Source organism: Fundidesulfovibrio agrisoli, assembly GCF_022808715.1.
Lineage (GTDB): Bacteria > Desulfobacterota > Desulfovibrionia > Desulfovibrionales > Desulfovibrionaceae > Fundidesulfovibrio > Fundidesulfovibrio agrisoli.
In genome coordinates this window covers 99,648-121,739 of record NZ_JAKZKX010000001.1, presented here as the reverse complement: position 1 = coordinate 121,739, position 22,092 = coordinate 99,648, and the positions used below count along the sequence as shown (strand labels likewise).

General features: G+C 67.6%; 14 protein-coding genes. 4 read left to right on the top strand and 10 right to left on the bottom strand.

Features of this window, described 5'->3' with window-relative positions:
* Window positions 1-5: 5 nt before the first annotated feature.
* From MLE27_RS00500 to MLE27_RS00475, 6 genes are all read right to left on the bottom strand, one after another.
* Window positions 6-1,985 (bottom strand): DUF6785 family protein, encoded by a 1,980-nt coding sequence (locus tag MLE27_RS00500; protein WP_243309896.1) that lies wholly within the window; start codon window positions 1,983-1,985, stop codon window positions 6-8.
* Window positions 1,986-1,991: 6 nt separating this feature from the next.
* Complete coding sequence (locus MLE27_RS00495; protein WP_243309895.1) at window positions 1,992-6,815, bottom strand: FtsX-like permease family protein; 4,824 nt, start codon at window positions 6,813-6,815, stop codon at window positions 1,992-1,994.
* Complete coding sequence (locus MLE27_RS00490; protein ID WP_243309894.1) at window positions 6,816-7,556, bottom strand: ABC transporter ATP-binding protein; 741 nt, start codon at window positions 7,554-7,556, stop codon at window positions 6,816-6,818.
* Window positions 7,557-7,558: 2 nt separating this feature from the next.
* Window positions 7,559-8,272, bottom strand: coding sequence for an ABC transporter permease (locus tag MLE27_RS00485; protein WP_243309893.1), 714 nt, complete (start codon window positions 8,270-8,272; stop codon window positions 7,559-7,561).
* Between the two features lie 103 nt (window positions 8,273-8,375).
* Window positions 8,376-8,876 (bottom strand): hypothetical protein, encoded by a 501-nt coding sequence (locus MLE27_RS00480; protein WP_243309892.1) that lies wholly within the window; start codon window positions 8,874-8,876, stop codon window positions 8,376-8,378.
* Window positions 8,867-9,727 (bottom strand): pseudouridine synthase family protein, encoded by an 861-nt coding sequence (locus MLE27_RS00475; RefSeq protein ID WP_243309891.1) that lies wholly within the window; start codon window positions 9,725-9,727, stop codon window positions 8,867-8,869. Before MLE27_RS00475 ends, MLE27_RS00480 begins: the two co-directional genes overlap by 10 nt.
* A gap of 75 nt (window positions 9,728-9,802) precedes the next feature.
* On the opposite strand from MLE27_RS00475, the gene MLE27_RS00470 reads away from it, so the two are divergent.
* A complete protein-coding gene (locus MLE27_RS00470; RefSeq protein WP_243309890.1) occupies window positions 9,803-11,935 on the top strand; it encodes an AsmA family protein in 2,133 nt (710 codons plus the stop codon).
* 70 nt (window positions 11,936-12,005) lie between these two features.
* On the opposite strand, the gene MLE27_RS00465 is transcribed toward MLE27_RS00470, so the two are convergent.
* A complete protein-coding gene (locus tag MLE27_RS00465) occupies window positions 12,006-12,323 on the bottom strand; it encodes a hypothetical protein (protein WP_243309889.1) in 318 nt (105 codons plus the stop codon).
* A gap of 186 nt (window positions 12,324-12,509) precedes the next feature.
* Here MLE27_RS00465 and MLE27_RS00460 point away from each other — a divergent pair, with 186 nt between their 5' ends.
* The 3 genes from MLE27_RS00460 (at window position 12,510) to MLE27_RS00450 (ending at window position 19,271) form a co-directional block, all read left to right on the top strand.
* Window positions 12,510-15,713 carry a UvrD-helicase domain-containing protein gene (locus MLE27_RS00460; protein WP_243309888.1) on the top strand — a complete coding sequence of 1,068 codons (3,204 nt, stop codon included), beginning with the start codon at window positions 12,510-12,512 and terminating at the stop codon, window positions 15,711-15,713.
* Window positions 15,710-18,679, top strand: a complete 2,970-nt coding sequence (locus MLE27_RS18100) for a PD-(D/E)XK nuclease family protein (RefSeq protein ID WP_243309887.1) — start codon at window positions 15,710-15,712, stop codon at window positions 18,677-18,679. Before MLE27_RS00460 ends, MLE27_RS18100 begins: the two co-directional genes overlap by 4 nt.
* A gap of 172 nt (window positions 18,680-18,851) precedes the next feature.
* Window positions 18,852-19,271, top strand: coding sequence for a hypothetical protein (locus MLE27_RS00450; RefSeq protein WP_243309886.1), 420 nt, complete (start codon window positions 18,852-18,854; stop codon window positions 19,269-19,271).
* A 99-nt stretch (window positions 19,272-19,370) separates the two neighbouring features.
* Here the strand turns inward: MLE27_RS00450 and cyaB are convergent, their stop codons facing one another.
* The 3 genes from cyaB to MLE27_RS00435 form a co-directional block, all read right to left on the bottom strand.
* Window positions 19,371-19,982, bottom strand: coding sequence for a class IV adenylate cyclase (gene cyaB, locus MLE27_RS00445; protein WP_243309885.1), 612 nt, complete (start codon window positions 19,980-19,982; stop codon window positions 19,371-19,373).
* Between the two features lie 162 nt (window positions 19,983-20,144).
* Complete coding sequence (locus tag MLE27_RS00440) at window positions 20,145-21,224, bottom strand: protein-glutamate methylesterase/protein-glutamine glutaminase (RefSeq protein WP_341482482.1); 1,080 nt, start codon at window positions 21,222-21,224, stop codon at window positions 20,145-20,147.
* A gap of 11 nt (window positions 21,225-21,235) precedes the next feature.
* The gene (locus MLE27_RS00435; protein WP_243309884.1) at window positions 21,236-22,090 is read right to left on the bottom strand and encodes a CheR family methyltransferase; all 855 of its coding nucleotides are present in this window, start codon (window positions 22,088-22,090) and stop codon (window positions 21,236-21,238) included.
* Between the last annotated feature and the right edge of the window lie 2 nt (window positions 22,091-22,092).

The window sequence follows — 22,092 nt, the reverse complement described above, 5'->3', positions numbered from 1 at the left end:
CCCCGTCATGACGGCAGCACCTGGTAGCTCTGCCCCATCCACAGCCCCACCCCCGCGAACACGCCGCCCATGAGGAAGTCGCCCAGGATGAGGCCGATGAAGAACATGCGCACACGGTTGAAAAGCTCCACCCCGCCGTAGCGCAGCGTCACCTGGTTGCACAGCCAGCCCAGGAAGAAGCTGAACCAGAGGATACGCATGGAGGAGCTGTACATGGTCAGGTAGCCCACCGGGTGCAGCGGCCACCAGTAGAAGCGCTGGAAGCAGAGCACCAGGCCCAGCATCACGGCCGCGCCCACGGAGGCGAAGGCCAGAATCCAGTTGTTGCGGCCGACGGGGGCCTCCAGCAGCTTCTGCACGTCCTCGTAGACGCGCAGCACCGAGGCGGTCTCCCACTCCACCTGCATGTCGCGCACGCCGACCTTGTGGCAAAGCACCAGCATGGCGGCGAACGAGGCCACGATGCCCACCCCGATGACCACGCAGATGCCCAGGAAATAGAGACGCTTGCGCGTTATGTTCTCCCCCACTTTGGAGGCGTGCACCAAGGAGGGCATCAGGGATTCACGCAGGTCCAGGAATTGAACCTTCTGCATCACCGCCGCCATGAGCAGGCCCGCACCGCCCATGAAACCGGAGCCGAACACGGCCAGCAGACCGTCCATGGGCGCGGCCGTGAGCGTGAAATAGGCCAGGCCGCCCTGGCAGATGACCCGCGTGGCCACCACCAGCACCACCAAAAAGATCGCCAGCAGGAGCACCGTCTGGGCCAGGGGCATGCCGAACCAGACGCACCAGGCCGTGAGCCCAGCCCCGCCCAGAGCGAAGCCCCAGAAGGAGGCCCTGGCCGAGATCCATTCGGACTCCTTGGGTACGCTGCGGCCCTTGCCGAAGGCGTCGCGCAGAACCTCCAGCAGGTGGTGCCTGGCCAGCCAGACGATGAACAGGAAGAACACCCCGTAGGCCCCGATCATCTGAGTCTCCTCGGGCAGGGTGAGAGTCGGCCCGAAGGTGACGCCCAGTGCGGACTGGGGCACCTGCAGCCCCACCATGGAAAGGGCGCCCGTGAGCAGCCCGCCCATGATGAAGAACATCCAGAAGCTCAGCGAAATCTGGCGCGAAGTCAGGAATGCGAAGCCGATGTAGGCCGGTATGAAGTAGAGCTTGAGCTTGGAGAACCCCGAGAACAGGCCCGTTTTGGCGAAATACGGCCCGGCCAGCAGCACGGTGGGCACCTGCGGCACGGTGGGCAGGTAGAGCGAGAGGCCGTTGAGGGTGTGCAGCAGCACAGGAATGGCCAGACCCAGCAGCAGGAAGCGGTCCGAGAAGAAGCGCCCCACCCTGCCCTCCTGGAAGGACTCCTCCATGAGGTAGGGCAGTCGCAGCAGGGGGAAGTTCATGCGCTCGTTGACGATCCACTGGCGGCTGAAAATGTTCACCGTGCAGACCATCACCAGCACGCACAAGGCGATGAAGCTGCCCCAGGCCGCCAGGGGCGCGGCCCAGGCCTTCCAGGGCACGGCCTCCAGCACCTGGAGCAGGTCGAGCCGCCTGCCGCCGGGCAGGCCGTTGTAGAGCAGGTCCACGGCGGCGGGGTCGCTCACGGTCCAGGCCTTGGGCATGAGCGGGGCCAGGGTCTCGGCCCAGCGGTTGCCTGGGCTGGCGAAGTGCTCCAGGGCCGTGATGTTGATCAGGAACGTGCGCATGAGCCCGGTGTAAGCCAGGCCGGAGACCACCACGCAGAGCATCCAGGCGGTGAGCAGTTCGGCCCCGGTGAACAGGGGTTTGGTGCGGGTGAGGCGCGCCAGCGAGGCCACGAACACGGTCATGCACACCAACAGGATGAACGGGGCCAGCGGGAAGTGGCCGCCGCCCAGAGGCGTGGCCGCCAGGTACATGTTGTTGTACGGCGTGGCCAGGCACAGCAGGGCTCCGGACAGGAGGCCCGCGGCCACGGCGCGCAAACGGATGCTGCTTGGTTTCATGTCCGGCTAATCCCGTGCGTCCGGAGGGTTTTTGGTGCTTGTGTCGATGCTGGCCTGGTACGAGTCGCGGCGCTCCTGGTCCAGGGAGCGCCAGACGAGCATCTGCTTGCGCAGGTCGTCCAGGAAGCCCTTGTTGAGCCGCTTCCACATCCCGGCTTCGCCCGCCTCGCGGGTGAGGGTCACCTCTATCTCCAGGTAGCCGGGGTGCCACATGGCGGGCGTGAAGGAGATCACCACCCGCTGGTTGATGCCGAAATCGAAGGGCGCGAGCCATACCCGGGCCTGGATGCGCAGGCAGGACTCCAGCGAGCAGAACTCCCCGTGGAGTTCCTTGGGGTGCGGGCCTTTGTCCGGCTCGTTCCAGGGGCAGACGAAGTCCTGCGTGACCTCGCCCGTGGAGAACAGCCCGTGGGACACGTCCTGGTGGGCCTTGTAGTATTCCAGCAGGAAACCGCCCGCGCAGTCCTGCTCGCGGATGTGCATCAGGAAGGGCAGCACGGCCTGGATGGTGTTGCCCTTGGGTTCGGGCAGCGTCCAGGAGCGGTTCACGTCCGGGATGGCGATGTTGGCCGCCACCCGCGAGGGGTAGACCACCGAAAGCAGCACAACCAGAATCACCAGGCCCAGCGCGGCCACGCCCGAGAGAGAGCTGTAGTTGGCGGTCATGCCCTTCCAGAGGAACGTGCCGGAGAGGAACTCCGCCGCCACCTGGGCCAGCAGGTACCCCATCACCGAGGATATCACCGCGAAGGCCAGGGCCTCGGCGATGAACAGGAAGGAGACGTGCGTGGGGGCCAGGCCCACGGCGGTGTACACGGCGATCTCGCGTTTGCGCTCGAACACGGCCCCGATCATGGTGTTGAGCACGATGAGCATGGCGATGGCCAGGGGGATGATGATGTTGGGCACGCCCGCGTAGTTGATCGTGTCGGAGGACTGGAACACGAAGGTCCCTGCGGGCAGGCCGGCGTAGATGGTCAGCCCGAAGCGGTCGGCCAGGTTGCCGGCCAGCTCGCCGGAGGCGCCGTCCTGCAGGGCCAGGCTCTTGAGCTGTCCGCCCATGCCCATGGCCGTCTCATAGGGCAGGATGACCACCTGCTCGCCGGGCACGTGCTGGTAGCGGCCCTGGTAGGTCACGATGTCCTCGCCGGAGTCGATGGCCTCCTTCTCGCTCTCCGTGACCTCCACGGCTGTCTCGCTGGGGTAGACCACGGGGGTCAGGGGCTCGCCGTCCAGGTCGGAGACGCGCTCAAGCTCCTTGCCGGAGAATATGCCCGCCACCTCGAAGGGCCTGCCCCACAGCGTCACCCAGGTGCCGGGCACCGCCCCGATGCGCGCCGCCAGGGCGTCGGGCAGCAGCACCGCCTCGCGCTCGTTCTCCCTGAACCAGCGGCCCTCGGTGAGGATGCGGTCCATCCTGGAGACGGCGGGCTCCGCGTAGGAGAGGCCCAGCACCCCCTGCACGGTTTCGTGCCGCCTGGGCCCGCTGACCTGGGTGACGAAGGCGCTGACCCGGTCGCGCGACTCGATCACCGCGCGCGGGGCCGCCCTGCCCTGCCCCGCCTGGTCCGAGAGCACGTTCTCGGCCTCCACGGGGATGGACTTCCAGCCCAGGTTCTTGAGCATCACGCCCTGGTAGCTGCTGGTTTCCGAGAAGCGCACCGCGTGGTCCGTGCGGGCGCTGCGCACCGAGGTGAAGCTCATCACCGTGAAGGTGAGGATCACCAGGGTGGCGCAGGTCAGCGAGGTGCGGATCTTGCGGCGGCGCAGGTTGGTGACGCCGATGGCGAAGGAGGCCGCGAAGGCCTTGAGCTTGCCGATCTCCGAGGCTTTGACGTGCTTGGAGCGGCGTTGCAGCTCCTCCATCTCCTGCTCGAAGCGCATGATGATGATGAAGCCCACAAGCAGGGCCAGCCCGATGATGAAGAAGGCCATGATGACGACCATGGGGCTGTAGGTCAGCTTGAAGGCCGGGTGCACGTTGTAGATCACCGCGATGACCGTGGCCAGGATGCCCAAAAAGCCGAGGATGCGCTTGTGGATGTCCGTGAAGGAGAAGACAAGGCGCTCCATGCAGTAGGCGAAGGGGATGAACAGCGCGATGTAGAACAGCACGCCGATGAGCACGTCCTTCTGGGTCTTCTCCACGTCGTTGTAGACGCGGGTGGCGTAAGCCCAAGAGGAGCGGGCCTGGGTCATGGCCTCGTCGTAGCGTTTGGCCGCGCGCAGGGATTCGGCCTTGTCCAGCTCGCCGCGGCCCCTGTCGCGCATCTCGCGGATGCGTTCGTTGAAGATGCCGTGGGTCTCCAGGTTGGCGATGCGCGGCTCCAGCAGGTCCCACATGTCGCGGGCGGCGCGCAGCTCCGTCCAGGAGAGCAGGGGCCAGTTGTCCACCGAGTAGCCCGAACCGGTGGGATTCTCCGGCGTGGAGTCCAGCAGGAGCATCTTCCTGGCCAACACCGAGTCGGAGAGGATGAGCTTGTAGCGGCTGCCCGGCTCCATGAACAGGCTGAAGCAGGTGGAGCTGAGGGTATCCAGGCGCGAAAACCAGTAGTGCGTGGGCTCGGCCTCGCGCCGGGCGTCCAGCAGCTCCAGCTTGGTGAAATAGCGGAAGGTGCGCGGGTCGAAGGCGGAGAAGCCCGTGCTCTGGCGGCAGGCGAACATGGTCAGGTCGGTTTCGCTCACCAGGCGGCGCAGGCGCACGCGGTAGTTGTCCTTGACGGTCTGCTTCTTGTCGATGGCCCACTCGGCCTCGCCCGTATCCTGAGAGAAGCGGAACCCCTCCACCACGGCCTTGTCCAGCACGTGCTTGCCGTCGGCCAGCCCGGCCACCCTGAAAGAGCCGTCGGCCCCGGCGGCGGCCAGGAAGCGGGATTCGCCCTGGTAGACCAGGAACACCGCCCCGGGCGCGGCCCTGTCAGGGAAGAGCTCGCCCTGGCGGATGAAGCGCGCGCGGCCGTTCAAGGTGGCGAAGCCGTTGCGCGGCATGGTGGCGGGCGGCTCCCAGGCGCCGTCGGCCATGGCCCCGGCAAGGCCGGCCACCAGGTCGCACTGGCGGCGCAGGTTCTCGCGGTCCACGGACGCCGGGAGGTCGTGCGGGGTGCCCCAGAGGAACCTGCCGTCGTTGACCGTGGCCAGGGTCAACCCCAGCAGCCCGGCCATGGCGCTCACCTCGCCGCCGAGCTGGGGCGCGTCCACGAAATAGCTGCGCCAGGGGCGCACCCGGTCGGCGCGCAAGCCGTTGACGAAGCGCAAATCATCCTTGGGGTAGCCCAGCTTGGCGGCGGCCTCAGTAAGGAAGCCGGAAATGCCCGAGTAGGACTGCACCCGGTTGATCTCGGGCTTGAGGGCGTAGAGCCAGCCGTCGTTCACGGCCCCGATGCCGTCGCCGTGGCTGGAGATGTGCAGCGAAACGGCCGAGACGATCTCGCTGTCGCCGAGCATCTGGCGCAGCGTCCGGCTTGTCTCCACCTCGGCCAGTTGCCGGGAGGCGTCGGCCTGGATGTCCATGTAGCGCTCGCGCACCGTGGGCAGCAGCCCTTCGAGGAGCGACGTCTCCTCCGGGTTCAGGCCGGAGAAGCCCCCGCGCCAGCTGAGCGTGCGCAGCTTCTGGCGGCGGTCGGAGTATTCGGCCACCTCCTGCTGGGTCTCGGCGCGGCCCTCCAGGCGCAGGCGCATGAGCCGGGTGGAGACGCGGTCCACCTCGTCCTTGAGCGCCACGTCCAGGCCCGGGGCCAGCAGGGGGTCGCCCAGGGGAGCTCCTCCCAGGTGCTGGCCCTTCTCCAGCAGTGCCAGCACCTGGGAGGCGTTCTCCTGCTTCTCGGAGAGCTCCTTGCGCTGGGTGCGCAGCTCCTTGCCCTTGACCTTGAACGCCGCCAGGAATTCGCGCCACCCGGCCAGGGACTGGGCGTGCCCGGAGGTGGCCACCAGCAACACGCCGCGCTTGGGCTTGTTCTGGGCGAAGTTGCGAGCCAGGCGGACAAGCGCGGCCATGGAGCCAGCCTCGTCAGCGCCCGGGGCGCGCCCGGACACGTAGGCGCGGGTGTCGTAGAAAGCCTCGAAGGCCACCACCTGCCTGGCGAGGTTCTGGTCCGATCCTTCGATGTAGAGGTAGACGTTGTCGTGCAGGGCCTGGCGCCAAACAGACGCGCAGGAGAGCGTGGCCGTCTGGCCAAGAACCCCGGCCAGCTCGCGCCGCGCCCGGTCGCCCTCGATCCAGAAGCGGGGGAACTGCACGGGGGTGAGTTCGGTCTTGTCGCGGTAGAACACCTTGGAGGCGGGTTTGCCGTCCTCCAGGGGCCTGTCCTCGTAGACGACGGCGCGCGCGCCCAGCAGGGCCGCGTTGATCCAGTTCTTGCCGGAGTCCAGGCGCATGAGCACGATGGCCCCGGCCACGTCCTTGCCGTTGAAGTCCGCCAGTTCGCCCGCGCCGCCGTCGATGAGCGGTCCGGTGATGTCCGGGGCGGCATCTGTGGAGAGGGCGTTCAGGTCCGTGGGCTGCACGCTCACGCTGCGCCCGGCCACCCGCAGCACGGCCTCGCCGGTCTGTTTGACGGGCATCTGGAAGGATTGCCGCCCGGCCTTGCCCGCGCCCAGGCCCTCGAACCAGGCCTGGATCACGGCGGCGGCCTTGGCGGCTCCGGGCGTTCCGCTCCTCCTGTCGCCCAGGGAGGCCAGCGCGGCCACGGGGTCGGCGTCGAAGGCCGCCAGCAGGGCCGGGTCCGCCTGGGGCGCTTCAGCCCGGGACGAGGGCTTCTTGGCCCAACCGGGCTGGGCCGCCAGGAACAGCGCGGCCAGCAGAAGCAGGACTGTCGCTGCCGTCCGCCTCATCTAGTATTCCTTGGCCCCGATGCCGCCCAGGGTGATCTTGAGCTGGTCGCGCTCCTCGATCTTGTCGATGCGGCCGTCGCGTATCCAGACCACCCTGTCGGAGACGTTGAGCATTTTGTAGTCGTGGGTGGCGGAGATGATGGTCACGCCGCGCTCGCTGGAGAGGCTCTTGAGCAGGGCGATGATCTCCTCGCCGGTGGAGAGGTCCAGGTTGCCGGTGGGCTCGTCCGCCAGGAGGATCGCCGGGTCGTTGGCCAGGGAGCGGGCGATGGCCACGCGCTGCTGCTGGCCGCCGGAGAGCTCCATGGGCTTGTGGGCGTGGCGCTCGCGCAGCCCGACAAGCCCCAGCAGGTTCAGGCCCTTCTCCGCGGCCTCGTCGTCGGGCACGCCCGCGAAGGTCATGGGCAGGGTCACGTTCTCCAGCGCGGTCATCACCTGGATGAGGTTGAAGGTCTGGAAGATGTAGCCGATCTTGCGGTTGCGCAGCCAGGCCAGCTCGTAGGCGTCCAACTGGGCGATGTCCACCTCGTCGATGAACACCTTGCCCGTGGTGGGCTTGTCCAGGCCGCCGATCATGTTGAACAGCGTGGACTTGCCCGAGCCGGACGGCCCCATGATGGAGAGGTACTCCCCGGAATGGATGCCCAGGTCCACGCCCTTGAGGGCCTGCACGGTGATCCTGCCCAGGTCGAAGGTTTTGGTGACGCCTGAGACACGCACGATGTTGTTCATCTGGGACATGACTATTCCTCGGCCCGCATAGCCACCACCGGGGGCATGCGGGAAGCGACCAGGGCCGGGTAGGAAACGCCGACGAGGCTGAGCAGGAAGCCTACTCCCACGGCGATGCCCAGGCTGGCCAGGGCGTCGGCGGCGGGAAGGTATTTCAGGGCCGCGAAGCCGAACCGGGCCATGCCCATGAGCACCCCGGCCAGCGCGCCGATGAGCGCGCCGATGAGCGAGCCCGCCAGGCCCTGCATTCCGGCCTCCAGCAGGAAGAGGCGCAGCACGAAGCTGTCCAGCGCGCCCAGGCACTTCATGGTGCCGATCTCGCGGAAACGCTCGGTGACGGCCATGAGCTGGGCGTTGACGATGCCCACGGCGCAGACCAGCAGCGAGAGGATGACGATCCAGCGGTCCTTGGCGCTGGCCGCCACCTCGTAGGTGCCGGGGTAACGGCCCGGGGCCAGGTCGAACCCGGCCTTGACCAGCTCGGACTGGAGGCTCGCGCTGCCCGAGGCCAGCAGGCCCATGGCCACGTCGTGCCCGATGAGCGTGAAGCCCAGGAAGGCCACGGCCAGCACGAGGCTCATCACCGTAATCAGCGAGCGGGAGAAGCGGACCCTCAGGCTCTTGACGCTGATCTCGAAGGATTTGCCCATGGGCAGCCGCACCTGGCGGGCCACATGTTCGCCTGAGGGGGCGAAGGGGCGTTGTGCGGGAGGTTTCTGGGCCATTGCGTACAAAATCCCATCTGCTTGAGTTTCCGATGAGTCAACCACTTAGCCCACTTCGCCGCCCGAGCACAAGCCCGGGGTGGCAAGGCGGCCCCACTTTCCGTCATTTCTGCGGCACGGGCTGCCCGGCGATGCCGCGCAGGTTGACCCAGGTCTCCTCGTCCAGATCCTTGACCTTGGCCGCGCGCGCCTCGAACTCGTCCTCCAGGCGCTTGCGCTCGGCCGGATCGGTGGCCCGGCGGGAGGCCAGCAGGGCCGTCAGGGCGAAGCTCTCCTGTACCTTGGCCAGCCTGTAGGCCCGCTCCTTCTGGGGGTAGCGGTTCTGGTTGGCCTCGTAGACCTGCAAGGCCTTCTCGTTGTCCGCCGTTGCCGCGGCGAAATCCTTGAGCACGAGATACACCGTGTTGCGGGTCAGGTAGCTGCGGTAGTCGTCCGGGGCCTCGGCAACCAACTCGTCGGCCACGACCAGGGCGGCCTTAGGCTTGCCCGCGTCCAGGAACTCCAGGACGCGGTCCTGCCTGGCCAATTGCTGGGGCTTGCCCCCGCCGAACATGGAACAGCCGGTAAGGGCCAGCGCGAGCGCGGCCACGAGAATCAGGCGCATGGGTTCTCCTCCATCACGCGTTGGATGACGTCTTGAAATTCTTTCCAGCCGGGCGCGCAGGCCGCGCACAGCCCGGGCAGGCTCACGCGCCAGTGGTGCAGCCGCAACCTCCGGCCCGGGGCGGCATCGGGGCCGCCGTAGAGCGCGTCCCCCACGATGGGATGCCCCGCGGCGGCCAGGTGCGCCCTGATCTGGTGGCGCGCCCCCTTGGCGATGCGCGCCTCGACAAGGGTGAAGCCCTCGCCCGTGCCCAGAGTCTGCGCGCCCAAGGGCCGCACATTGGTGACACGCAGCGGGTCGGGGCTGTCGCCCGGCAGCACCTTCACCCTGGCCCGCCGGGCCATGTCGATCTCCCGGCGCAGCAGCAGGGGGGCCTCCAGGCGGGCGTAGACCACGGCCAGGTAGCGTTTGTCCACCTCCCCGGCGTCCTCCAGGAGCTTGTAGCGCGTCGCCGCATCCCGGTCGAGCGCGGCCAGCACGATGCCGGAGGTGTCCCTGTCCAGGCGGTTGACCAGCACGGCCCCGCCGCTGGGGAACAGCGTCTCCAGGGCCGCCTCCAGGCTGGCCCCGCCGCCGCCCTCCAGCGCGGCAGTGTGCAGCCCGGCCGGTTTGCGAAGGGCCGCGAAGCCTCCGCCCCTGGCCAGCACCTCAATCCGTGGAGGCTCCTGCGGTTTGGGGGCGTCGAGCAGGGTCACGCCCTGGCCGGGGCGCAGCTTGTAGGCCGGGGGCCTGGGCACCCCGTCCACCAGGGCGCGGCCCTCCACGGCGAGGCGCTTGGCCGCGCGCAGGCCCAGTCCAAGCTGCGCGGCGAGAACGGCGTCCAGCCTCTCGCCGCCGGCTTCGTTCCCCACGCGGAAAGCTTTTTCCTTTGTCATGTCCACGGCCTGAGTTTATAGGACAATCAGACTCTTTCCAAGGAGCATGCGATGACGCGCACCACCAACATCCTCTTCAAGGTCCTCGGTTGCGCCGTGCTGGCGGCGACTTTGCTGGCCGGGGCGATGCTCAGCCTGGACAAGAACGCCATCACCGGGCGCGTCGCCCTCATCATCAAGGACACCACCGGGCTGGACGTCTCCTTCCATGGGCCGGTGAGCCTGCGCTGGTTTCCCTGGATCGGCATCGAGCTGCGCTCCGTGAAGGTGGCCTCCCCCGCCGGAGCCGAGGCGCCGCCATTGGTCAGCATCGACCGCGCCGACGTGAACCTGCGCCTGTATCCCCTGATGACCGGCCGGGTGGAGACCGGCAAACTGACCTTCGAGGGAATGGAGCTGAACCTTGTGCGCGACGCAGCCGGTGAGCTCAACCTGCCCAAGCTCAAGATCAAGGACGTCAAGGTGGAGGGCCGCAACGTGGTGGTCACCACCGAGGACGACACGACCTTCCGCATCGATTACGAGATCGCTGGTCTCGACGTCTCCGGTGCGCGCGTGAACTATCAGGATCAGCGCAGCGGCTTCAAGGCGGGCATCTCCGGCCTCTCCCTGCGTTCCGGGGCCGTGAAGCGCGGCCAGCCCTTCGACGTGTCCCTGGGTCTGGACTACTCCGTCACCTCCCCGGAGGTGGCCGGGCACATCCAGCTCGACGGCAAGGCCACGGCCGCGCCCGAGGCGGTGCGCTACGCCTTCGACAAGATCGCCCTCAAGGTCACAGCGAAAGGCTCGGCCCTGCCCGTGGATGCGCTCGAATCGGCCAGCGGCGGCTCCCTGGCCTTCGACGGCAACGCGGGCACCCTGCGCGGCGACGGCCTGAACACGTCGCTCAAGGGATTCGGGCAGACCCCGCTCAGCCTGGGCCTGAACTTCCTGCTGAGCCAGAAGTCCGACACGCTGGAGGTCAAAGACCTCACTGCCGCCTCCAAAGGGATGACGCTCACGGGCTGGGCGCGCGTGGCGGGCCTGACCGGCTCCCCATCGGCGGAGGCGGAGCTGTCCCTGCCCAGGACGAACCCGCGCGACGTGCTGGCCGCGCTGGGCGTGAGCCTGCCCGCGACCGCCGGCCAGGGGACGCTCAGCGCGCTGCAGGGCGACTTCGCGATCAAGGCCAAGGGCAAAGCGGCATCCCTGCGCTCCAAGGGGCTGGAGTTCGACTCCACGAAGCTGAGCCTCGCTGCCGATTACACGCCCGCCGCCGGCCAAAGCCGACCCAAATTGTCGCTGGCCCTGAAGGCCGACGCCCTGAACCTGGACCATTACCAGGCCCCGGCAGGAAAAGAGGCCGAGAAGGGCAAGCATGAATCCGCCCCCGCTCCCCCCGCCCTGCCCATGGACGTGGAGGCGGAAGTGGAGATGGGCTCCCTCGTGGCCTCCAAGCTGCACATGGGGCCGGTCACCGCCAAGGCGGCCCTCAGGGAAGGCGTGCTCACGGCGGACCCGGTGCAGGTCTCGCTCTACCAGGGCGCGCTCAAGGCCACGCTCCGGGCAGACCTGCGCAAGGGGCCAAACGCGCCCCTGGCCGTCAACGCCGCCATCGACGGCGTGCAGCTGGAGCCGCTCCTGCGCGACGCCACGGGCAACGCCCGCGTCTCCGGGCGGCTTACGGCCAGCGCGGCCGTGACCGCCACGGGCCTGGACCCGGCCAAGGCGCTTCCGACGCTGGGCGGCAAGGCCGCATTCGGTGTGCGGGACGGCGCGCTGCTCGGCCTGGAGGTCACGCCCGAGGCGCTCGAGAGCGGAACCGGGAGGTCCAAGCCCCAGGCCCGCACCTCTTTTGAACAGGTCTCCGCCAGCGCGGCCATCAGCGGGGGCGTGGCCCACACCTCCGACCTGCTGGTGGCCATGTCCCCGCACAAAATCACGGGCCAGGGCTGGGTGAACCTGCCCGGCCAGACCCTGGACATGCACCTGATGGCCAGCTTCGTGAAGCTGCCCGCCGTACCGATCCATGTCGAGGGCAAGATGGACGACCCGTCCATTTCACTGGACAGGGCGGCCCTGGCCAAGGGCATGATGGAATCCGTGGTCAATGCGCCCAAGGAAGTTCTCAAGGCGCCCGGCAACCTGGGCAAGGGCGCACTGGACGCCGTAGGCGGATTCCTGGGCAAGCCCCAGAAGAAGTGACCCTTGTTCGGAAATGAGAAGCCGCAGCCGGATGACTCCGGCTACGGCTTTTTGCTTGGCTGTTGGCGGGTTAGTGGTAGGTGTGCGGCTTCACTGCCCAATGCCTGCCTGGAACGCGCACCAGGTGCAGGTTGCCCTCGGAGGCGGCGCAGAGCACGAGTTCGTCGGACTTCTCGATCCAGTAGGCCTTCAGCCCCGCTTCGGCCTCCGGGTTCTTGCTGATGATGTTGGCGCTGATGTCCTCAAGGGTCTCCATCACGCTGTCGGACACGGAGAGGTCGTCGAGGTCGACTTCGTTGAGGATGCTGCCCGCAAGCCCCAGGCTCGCGGCGATGCGGATGGACAGTTCGGGCCTCGCGGAATGCGGGGCATGGGGAGATTCTTTCATGGTCCGCCTCCTTTCGTCGAATGCCTCATAGTAAGCAAAATACATGCCGCTACACGATTCCAAGCTTTTCCGGCGATCGCACCTCAAAATTGTAATACACGGTTTACAAAAAGGAACACCTCCCGGCGATTGCCCAACCGGCCCGAACGGATTACAAGCTCACGGGCACACAGGCTCAAATCACTCATGATCGAACAATTGCACGCTTCCGCCGGTTCCGGCAAGACATACCGCCTCACCAGGCGTTTTCTGGGCCTGCTCATGGCTTCGGGCGGCTCCGCGCCCTCGTGCGGCCCTGTTCCGGGCCAGGGCTACGGGCCGGAGAGCATCCTGGCCATCACCTTCACCAACAAGGCCGCCGCCGAGATGAAGGAGCGCGTGCTCGCCGCGCTCAAGACCCTGGCCCTGGGCCAGCCCGACCCGGATTTCAAGGCCTCCGACGCCCGCATCGTGGCCCGCTCCTGGCTGGAGCGCACCCTGCGCCACCTGCAGACGCTCAACATCCGCACCATCGACAGCCTGCTCAACCAACTGGCGCGCCTTTTCGCCCTGGAGCTGGGCCTGCCCCCCGATTTCGAGACCAGCCTCGACGAGGACATGGTCTTCGAGGCCCTGCACGACGCCGTGAACGCCCGCTCCGCCGGGCCGGACCCGCAGTTGGAGGAGCTCACCGCGCGCATGGCCGACGCCCTGACGATTCTTGAAGGGCGGGACGGCTTCTGGCTGGCGGGCAAGGTGGAGGCCCGGCTGCGCCAGGTGTTCGGCCACCTGCTGGACAATCCCGAAGCCCCGGCCTGCGATCCGGCCGCACTGAACGCCCGTCTGGAGGCAATGCAGGCCGAGCTGTCGGCCAATTCCGGGAAGCTGCGCCAGGCCATGCTGGCGGGCGGGGTCAAGCCCATGGCGGCCTTCGAGACTCTGCTGGCCGGGCTGGTGTCCGGCAGGCCCCTCGCCTCCCTGAGCGATTCGGCCTACGCGGCAAAATCCAGCCTGGACCAGAGCGTCAGGGTGAACACACAGGCCCAGATCACCCCCGACATGGAGGCCCTGTTCCAGGCCTTCCGCGCAAGCTACCTCACGGCCAAGACCCAGGGCGCGCTGCTCTCCAAGGCACTGGCCTGGCAGCCCTTCCTGGAGTTCGGCGCACTGCTCATGGAGGCCTTCGAGGCCTACCGGCGCGACAAGGCCCTGGCCCTGCTCTCCCAGTTGCCGGGGCAGGTGGCGCGCCTGCTGGACGAGGGCGGCGGCGTGCCCGAGGCTTATTGCCGCATGGGCTCGCGCCTGAACCACCTGCTCATCGACGAATTCCAGGACACCAGCGTCAGCCAGTGGGACGTGCTCAAGGAGCTGGCCGTGGAGTGCCTCTCCAAGGGCGGGTCGCTCTTCTACGTGGGCGACGTGAAGCAGGCCATCTACTCCTGGCGCGGCGGCGAGGCCGAGCTTTTCGAGCGTGCGGCCGCAAGCCCCGAGCTGACCCGGCTGGCCCAGCCCCGGCGCGAGGTGCTGGCCCACAACTGGCGCAGCGCGGCCGAGATCGTGGGCTTCAACAACACCGTGTTCAGCGCGCTGGAAGACCCCGAGGTCTGCGCCCGCGTGGCCCGGGCCATGCTCTCCGGGGCTTCGATGGCCGCGGAGGGCGACTTCGCGCGCTCCCTGTGCGAATCCTTCCAGGGCTGCGCCCAGGAGCTGCCGCCGGGCCGCGAGCCAGCTGGCGGGTTCGTGCGCATCCTGCGTCTTGAGGCCGACACCCCCGGCGAATACACCGCCCAGGCCCGCCAGGCCTTCGAGGAACTTTTCAGGGACGAGCTGTCCGTGCGGCGCGATTGGTCAGAGATCGCGGTGCTCACCCGCACCAACGGTCAGGCGGCCCTGGCCGCCCAGTGGCTGGTGGACATGGGCATCCCCGTGGTCACGGAGAACAGCCTGCGCCTGGCCGAGCACCCCGTGGTGCAGGGCGCGGTGAGCTTCCTGGCCTTCCTGGACTACCCGCCGGACAACATGGCCCTGTGGGGCTTCCTCTCCTGCCGGGAGCTGTTCTGCCGCTCACAGCTGCTGGACCGCGACGCCCTCTCGGACTGGCTGGCCGCACAGTCCGCAGGCCCCCTGCACCGCAAGTTCCAGCGGGACTTCCCCGAGGCCTGGCAGCGGCTGGTGGAGCCCTTCCTGCGCGGCGCTGGCCCTGCCAGCCCCTACGACCTGGTGCACGAGCTGTTCAGCGCCTGCGGCGTGTTCGAGGCCTACCCCGACGACGAGGTCTTCCTGCGGCGCTTCCTGGAGCTGGTGCACAACGCCGAGACCCAGGGGCACGGCTCCCTTTCCGCCTTCCTGGAGTTCTGGCGGGCCAAGGGCCGGGAGGAGAAGATCCCCCAGCCCGAGGACGCCCGTGCCGTGCGCGTTCTGACCATCCACAAGGCCAAGGGTCTGGAGTTCCCGGTGGCCGTGGCCCCGTTCCATCTTTTCTCCGCCCCGCCGGACACGGAGCTGTGCAGCGCCGAGTGCCAAGGCCTGGCGCTGACCCTGCCCCTGTGCAAGGAGCTGGGCGAACCCTACCACGCCGCCCGCGCCAGGACGCTCCTGGAGCAGATCAACCTGCTCTACGTGGCCTGGACCCGCCCCGAGCAGGAGTTGCACCTCTTCCTGCACTCCGGCGAGAAGCTGGCCAACCGCTACCCCCTGGCCAAGGCCGTGGACATCATCTTCGAGGCCGCGGGCATCCCCGTGGGCGAGCACGAGGTGGCCTTCGGCGCGCCGCTTCCCAGCCAGGCCGCCCTGCTGCCCGCGTCCCCGCCGCAGCAGGCCGCGCAGCCCGCGCCCCAGCCCCAGGAGCCGCTGCAGGCCTCGCCCCCGCTTGACTGGCTGCCCGGCCTCAAGATCGCCCGCAGCGAACTGGGCGACCCCGAGCAACGCCTGCGCCTGAGCGAGCGCGTCCGGGGCGTGGTGGCCCACAAAGCCCTTGAGCTGCTGGCGCTGCCTGAAGACGCCTCGGACGCCGCCGGTCTTGAACGGGAAGCATTGCGCGCAGTGCGCCAGGCCCTGGCCTTTTGCGGCCTGCAGGACGAATCCCTGGAGCCGGCGCTGGCCGAGAACCTCGCCTGGCTGGCCGCCCAGCCCTTCTACGCCCAGGGCCGCCACCTGGGCCTGCGCGAGGCCGAGATCATGGACGAGGACGGCACCGTGCACCGCCCGGACCTGATCGTGTTCGCGCCCACGCAGACCCTGGTCATCGACTACAAGACCGGCCGCGAAGACCCGGCCCACGCCCTGCAGGTGCAACGCTACCTGCGCCTGGTGCAGGCCCTGCCCGCCTGCGAGGGCCGCCCGGCGCGCGGCATCCTGGCCTATCTCGACCAGCGCCTCGTGCGCGAAATCCTGCCGGAGGCTTCGCGGTGAACCCCGTTTCGGTGATCCCCTGGGACCGTGATTTCCTCACCGGCCTGGCCACCCACCTGGTGGAGAACTTTCAGGACCGCTTCCAGTCCACGCTTGTGCTGTTTCCGCACCGCCGCCCCAAGCGCTACCTGCTGGACAAGCTGGCCGCCGACGACCGCCTGCCCAAGCCCTGCCTGCTGCCGCGCATCCTCTCCATCGACGAGCTCTTCGCGGAGCTCGCGGGCAGGCTGCACCCCACCCCGCTGCGCCAGCTCACGGAACTTGACCGCGTGGGCGTGGCGCACGCCGTGGTCACGCGCCTGGGCGTGGGGCTGCGCGGGCCGGACAACGCCTTCCCCGCCGAGATCAAGGATTTCTTCCCCTGGGGCCTGCGCCTGGCCCAGCTCATGGAGGAACTTTTCCAGCACGGCGTGGCCGCCTCCGACCTGGACCACGTGCAGGACCAGGTGCTGCCCACCGCCGCCGCCTTGCTGGGCAGCCTGAAATCCATCCAGAAGGCCTACCGCGAGGAGCTGCTCGGCTCCGCCACGGCCACGCCCGGCCTGCTGCGCTCCATCGTGGCCGAACGGACCGCCGAGGCCGTGGAGCTGCTGGAAGGCCAAACCGTGCTGGCCTGCGGCTTCCACGCCCTCTCCGGCAGCGAGGAGAAGCTGCTCAAGGCCCTGTGGCGCAAGGGCCGCGCGGACATACTCTGGCACACGGACCCCGCCGTGGCCACGCCCGGGGGCTCGCCCCACTGGTCCTGCGAGGAGCACGCCCAGTGGCTCAAGCACTGGAAGGCCCGCGCCGTGCTGCTTACGGACGAGAAGCGCTCCCCCCTGCCCGCCTGGCGCAAGCGCACCGACCAGTTGAGCCTCTTCGCGGCGGAACCCGCGCAGGAACCGGCCAGCCGGGCCAAGATCGTCTTCCACCAGGGCTTCGACCTGCACTCCCAGCTGGTGGCCCTGCGCCGCGAGTTGGACGCCAGCGCCGAAACCGCCGGGTTCGCCGTGGTCCTGCCGGACACCAGCATGCTCATGCCCGTGCTGCACCACCTGCCCCGGCGCGACGTGAACATCTCCATGGGCTTCGCCCTGAAGCGCTCCCCGCTGCACAGCCTCATCGAGACCATCCTGCGCCTGCAGGACGGCCGCATGCCCGGCGGGTACCACTGGCGCGAGGTCATCGCCCTGCTGCGCCACCCGCTCATCAAGCTGCTGCGTCTCGGGGACGAGACCCCGCTGCGCATGGCCTTCCACGATTGGGAAGCCGCCATCCGCCAGGGCGAAAAGCACCTGGACCCCGCCGCCTGGAACCCGGCCGAGGCGCCCACCCACGCCGCGCCCGAAGTGGCCGCGCTCTGCGCGCGCGTGGTGGATGTCTGTTTCACGGCCTTCGAGAACACGGACAGCCCCCGGGCCATGGCCCTGGCCCTGCTCGGGCTGGCCCGCCTGCTGCTGGACCCGGAGCACTCCGGGGGCCGCTGGGAGCGCTTCGTCATCGACGCGGCCTGCCTCTCCCGCCTGATCGACCAGGTGATCCCCGAGCTGCACGACAGCGCCATCAGCCAGGAGACCTTCCAGCCCGAGGCTGTGCGCGCCATGACCCGTGGCATGCTGGACCGCCAGCGCGTGCCCTTCGAGGCCGACCCCCTCTCGGGGTTGCAGGTGCTGGGCATGCTGGAGACGCGCCTGCTCAGTTTCGAGCGGGTGTTCATCCTGGGCGCGGGCGAGGACGTGCTTCCCGGCGTGCCCCGGCCCGACCCTCTGCTGCCCGATCCCCTGCGCCAGGTGCTGGGCCTGCCGGACCAGCGCACCCGCGACATGACCGCCGCCCACACTTTCTACCGACTGATCCAGGGCGCGCGCGAGGTGGGCATCTTCTATTCCTCTGGCATCCAGCCCGGCGTGCTGGACGGCAAGAGCCTGCCCAGCCGCTACGTGGAGCAGCTCATATGGGAGGAGGAGAAACGCCTCCAGGCCCTGCTCAAGCCCGGCGAGGGCCCGCGCAGGCTCATCACCCTGCCCATGCGCGGGGTGCGCTCTCACTCCCCGGCGGTGGAGAACTCCCGGGCCTGCCGCCTCAAGCTGGAGACGAGGCTGCGCTACCGGGGCGTGAACCCCTCCCTGCTGGACAGCTTCCTGGCCTGCCCCCTGGCCTTCTTCTACAAATATCTCACGCCGTTGGAAGCGTTGGACGAAGTGGCGGAGGACGGCGACCCGCCGGCCCTGGGCCAGCTGGTGCATTCCGTGCTGCAGGACTTCTTCCAGCCCCTGCTGGGCACGCGGGTGGAGGCTGGCGGCCTGGACGCGGCCAAGCTCACGGGCATGTTCTCCCGCAGGCTGCGAAGCGAGCCCTTCTTCGCCCAGATGCCCGCCCAGGCGCGCCTGATGCTTGAGCGCACGGCCCTGCGCCGCCTGGAGGAGTTCGCCAGGACCAGCCCGGCCTGCATCCCCACCCAGCTGGAGATGCGCCTGGACACCACCCTGGAGCTGGGCGGCGCGCGCTACGGCTTCAACGGCGTCATCGACAGGCTGGACCAGCGCGACGAGGGCATGGTCATCCTGGACTACAAGACCGGCAAGCCCCGCAAGCAGACCGCAACCTTCTGGGACGACGAGGACATCTGGGACACCGTGGCCGCGGGCGACGTGGAATCGGGGCTCAACATGCTGGACCGCATCGGCGCGGGGCTGGGTTCCATCCAGATGCCGCTGTATTTGCACGCCTACTGGAAGGCCACCGGGCTGGACGCCGCCGACGCTGCCTACGTCTGCCTGGGCATGGGCGGGAAGGAGGCGGCCCTGTTCGGGCCCAAGATCGGCGAGGAGGAGCGCGAGGAGCGCGTGCGGGAGAAGACGCCCCTGCTCGCGGGCTTCATCGTGCGCATGATGCTGGAGACGCCGCGCTTCGCCCCCCTGCCCTCGCGCGGGTGTAGCTGGTGCGCGTATGCGCGGGTGTGCGGAAAGGAGCCGGCGGAGAGATAGTTCATGATTGACGGCCTGACGAGGATCTTACGGCCATGTTTCTTGGTCCGTGCGGGGGGCAACTGGGCGATGACCACGCATCAATTGCCTTCCATACCACACAGCCAGAGAACATACGCCGCGCTATAGAACTCCGAACCCCTCCACAAAGGCCAGCACAATGACAAGGCACTTGTCCGCATCGGCCATATTGCCAACATTCTGTATCATCTTGTCACTCCTGCTGGCATCACGTGTCACAGCAGCCTGCCCAAGAGAAAAGATAGACGCTGCAGACTATGCTGTGGCCTCCATAACAGACTGGAACCATCTACATGTGTTTTTTACAAAGTTTTCTGATTGTGACGATGGCTACATGGCTAGTGACATTGACGACATCATAGAAGCATTGTTCATCTCGCAGTGGGACAAGGTGAGTACGCTGAACAGCATCATGGCAGCAGACCCTGCGTTCAACGCATTCATAATCAGGCATGTCAATGAAGCGTATTCCATGGAAGGCGGGGAGACGATACTCAAGAACGCCGTGAATCAATGTCCAGCTGGGTCAGAAAACCTGTGCCGGATCATACGTGAGAGGCTGAAAAACTAGCTCTGTGACTTATTGTTCTGCATGCTTGCAGAATGGGCACCATGCCGCGGCTCTCGCACTTGGCGCGGCCACGCCTCTGCTTTCTGGGACTCGTGTCTGCTACTTCTCTTGAATCCCCCCTCCTTCTGCCAGGAAGGCCTCAACGCACTTCTTGTCCTTGTCCTCGAAGGTGAAGCTGTCTTCGGGCGGCAGGCCCAGCTTGGCGCGGTGCTGCTGGAAGAGGTCGTGGTAGGTCACGGCGCTGGCGTCGGCCATATTCAGGCCAAGGGCTTCGGCCGTGCGGGCGATGGCCTCGGGTTCGGCCTCGATCTCCATGAAGGTGCCGAAGGGCAGCAGGTCCAGGCAGACCACGGCGTCCTTGGTCCGCCATACCTCCCGGCATTTCTCGTACCAGAGGGCCTCCACGTACCCCAGTCCGGCCAGGATGCGGCGCGTGGCGTCGAAATCCTCCACGCGGGTCTCGATCTCGTCCATGGCCTTGACCCCGGCGGGCGCGGGCTCAGGGCTGGGCTTCTTGAAGGTCAGGGTCACATGCCCGGTCTGACGCAGCCTGAGCAGCTCTCCCCGGGCCTGCAGCTCGCGCCTGGGGGTGTCGAAGACCACGTTGCGCTCGAAGCGGTTGCCCGTGAACCGCGCGTCCATGCCTTTCAGGGCCGCCCGCACCGCGGCGAACCCCTGCACCGTGAATTTCGCCTCCAACTCCCTGGCCATGCCCCTACCCCTTAGCACCCGTCGATACAGTTGGATTTCGCAGCCTGGTCAAAAACTCGATGGCAAGGCGCAAGAAAAAGTCAAGGCCGATACGTATTTGGCATACGTGAGGGTTTGACTTTTTCGCGGCAACGCAGCCAGCGAGGATTTTTCAACAGGCTGCTACCCCTGGGCGCAGGCCCGCAACACGTCGCGGGCGATATCCGTAAGCGAGAGCACCTTGTCCACGCCGCCCAGCTTGATGGCTTCCTGCGGCATGCCGAACACCACGCAGCTGGCCTCGTCCTGGGCGATGGTGTAGGCCCCGGCCTCCTTCATCTCCCGCATGCCTTCGGCCCCGTCGTCGCCCATGCCGGTCATGATGACGCCCACGGCGTTCTTGCCCGCGTAGCGCGCCCCGGAGCGGAAGAGCACGTCCACGCTGGGGCGGTGGCGGCGCACCAGGGGGCCGTCCTTGACCTCAACGTAGTAGCGCGCGCCGGAACGCTTGAGCAGCATGTGCTTGTTGCCCGGCGCGATGAGCGCCTGGCCGCGCAGCATGGTGTCGTTGTCCTGGGCTTCCTTGACTGTCACGCGGCAGATGGAGTCCAGGCGTTTGGAGAAGGCCGCGGTGAACTGCTCCGGCATGTGCTGCACGATGGCGATGGCCGGGCAGTCGCGCGGGAGGGACTCCAGGAACACGCGCAGGGCTTCGGTTCCGCCGGTGGAGGCCCCCACCAGCACCACCTTCTCCGTGGTGCCGAACATGGCCTTGCCCGTGGGGCCGGGCAGCATGGCGTCCGCCGAGAGTTTGGGCTCCACGCGCATGGCGGAAATCTGCGGCAGGGCCTTGAGCTTGGAGCGCGCGGCCGCCTTCACCGCGTCGCAGATGCGGATGCGCGACTCCTCCAGGAACTGGCGCGTGCTCAGCTTCGGCTTGGTGATGATGTCCACCGCGCCGTACTCCATGGCCCTGAGCGTTGTCTCGGAGCCGGACTCCGTCAGCGTGGAGCAGATGACCACCGGGATGGGGTGCTGGGTCATGATCTTCTTGAGGAAGGTCAGCCCGTCCATGCGCGGCATCTCGATATCCAGGGTGATGACGTCCGGGGCTTCCTCGGCCATGCGCGCGGCCGCGTGGAACGGGTCCGAGGCGGCGCCGATCACTTCGATCTCGGGATCGTGGGAGAGCACGTCCATGAGCGCCTGGCGCACCAGGGCCGAATCGTCGACGATGAGAACCTTGATCTTGCCTTCCTTCACGCGCCGCTCCGTTATTTTTTCCTGTAGACTGTTGGCGCCACGGGTTCCAGGGGCAGGTCCATGCCGGTGATGCTCTCGGAATGGCCGATGAACAGGTGCCCGCCGGGGGCCAGGCAGGTGCAGAAGCGGCTGAGCAGCCCGTGCTGGGTGGGACGGTCGAAATAGATGATCACGTTGCGGCAGAAAATGACGTGCATGGGCTTCTTGAAGGCGAACTCCTCCATGAAGTTGAGCCGCTGGAAGGTGATGAGCCTGCGGAGCTCCTCGTTGAAGCGCACCAGCCCGGCGGAGCGGTTCTTGCCGCGCAGCATGTAGCGCTTCTTGTATTCCAGGGGGATGGCGTGGGTCCTGTCCTCGGGGTAGACGCCGCGCATGGCCCGCTTGAGCACCTGGGTGGAGATGTCCGTGGCCAGTATCGAGAAGCGGAACCCCTGGTTCAGGCGCGCGAACTCCGAGAGCACCATGGCCAGGGTGTGGGGCTCCTCTCCTGTCGAGCAGCCCGCGCTCCAGAGCCTGAAGCTCTCCGTCACGCCCTGCTTGCGGATATGGCCCGGAAGCACCTTGCCGCTGAGGACATCGAAGTGTTTTGGTTCCCTGAAGAATTCCGTGGTGTTGGTGGTCACCGTGTCGATGAGGTTCACCAGCTCCAGCTCGGTGCCCTTGGGAGAGAACAGATAATCGCAGTAGGTGGAGTAGGATTCGAGCTCCAGGGCGCGCAAGCGCTTGTGCAGGCGCGCCTCCAGCATGGTCTTCTTGGCCGGGGGCAGCTTGATGCCGCACTCGGCGTAGATGAACTCGGCCAGCCGCCTGAATTCCCTTTCCGGAAGGCCGGATGGCGCGGACCGCCCCTGGGGCTGCAACGCCATGC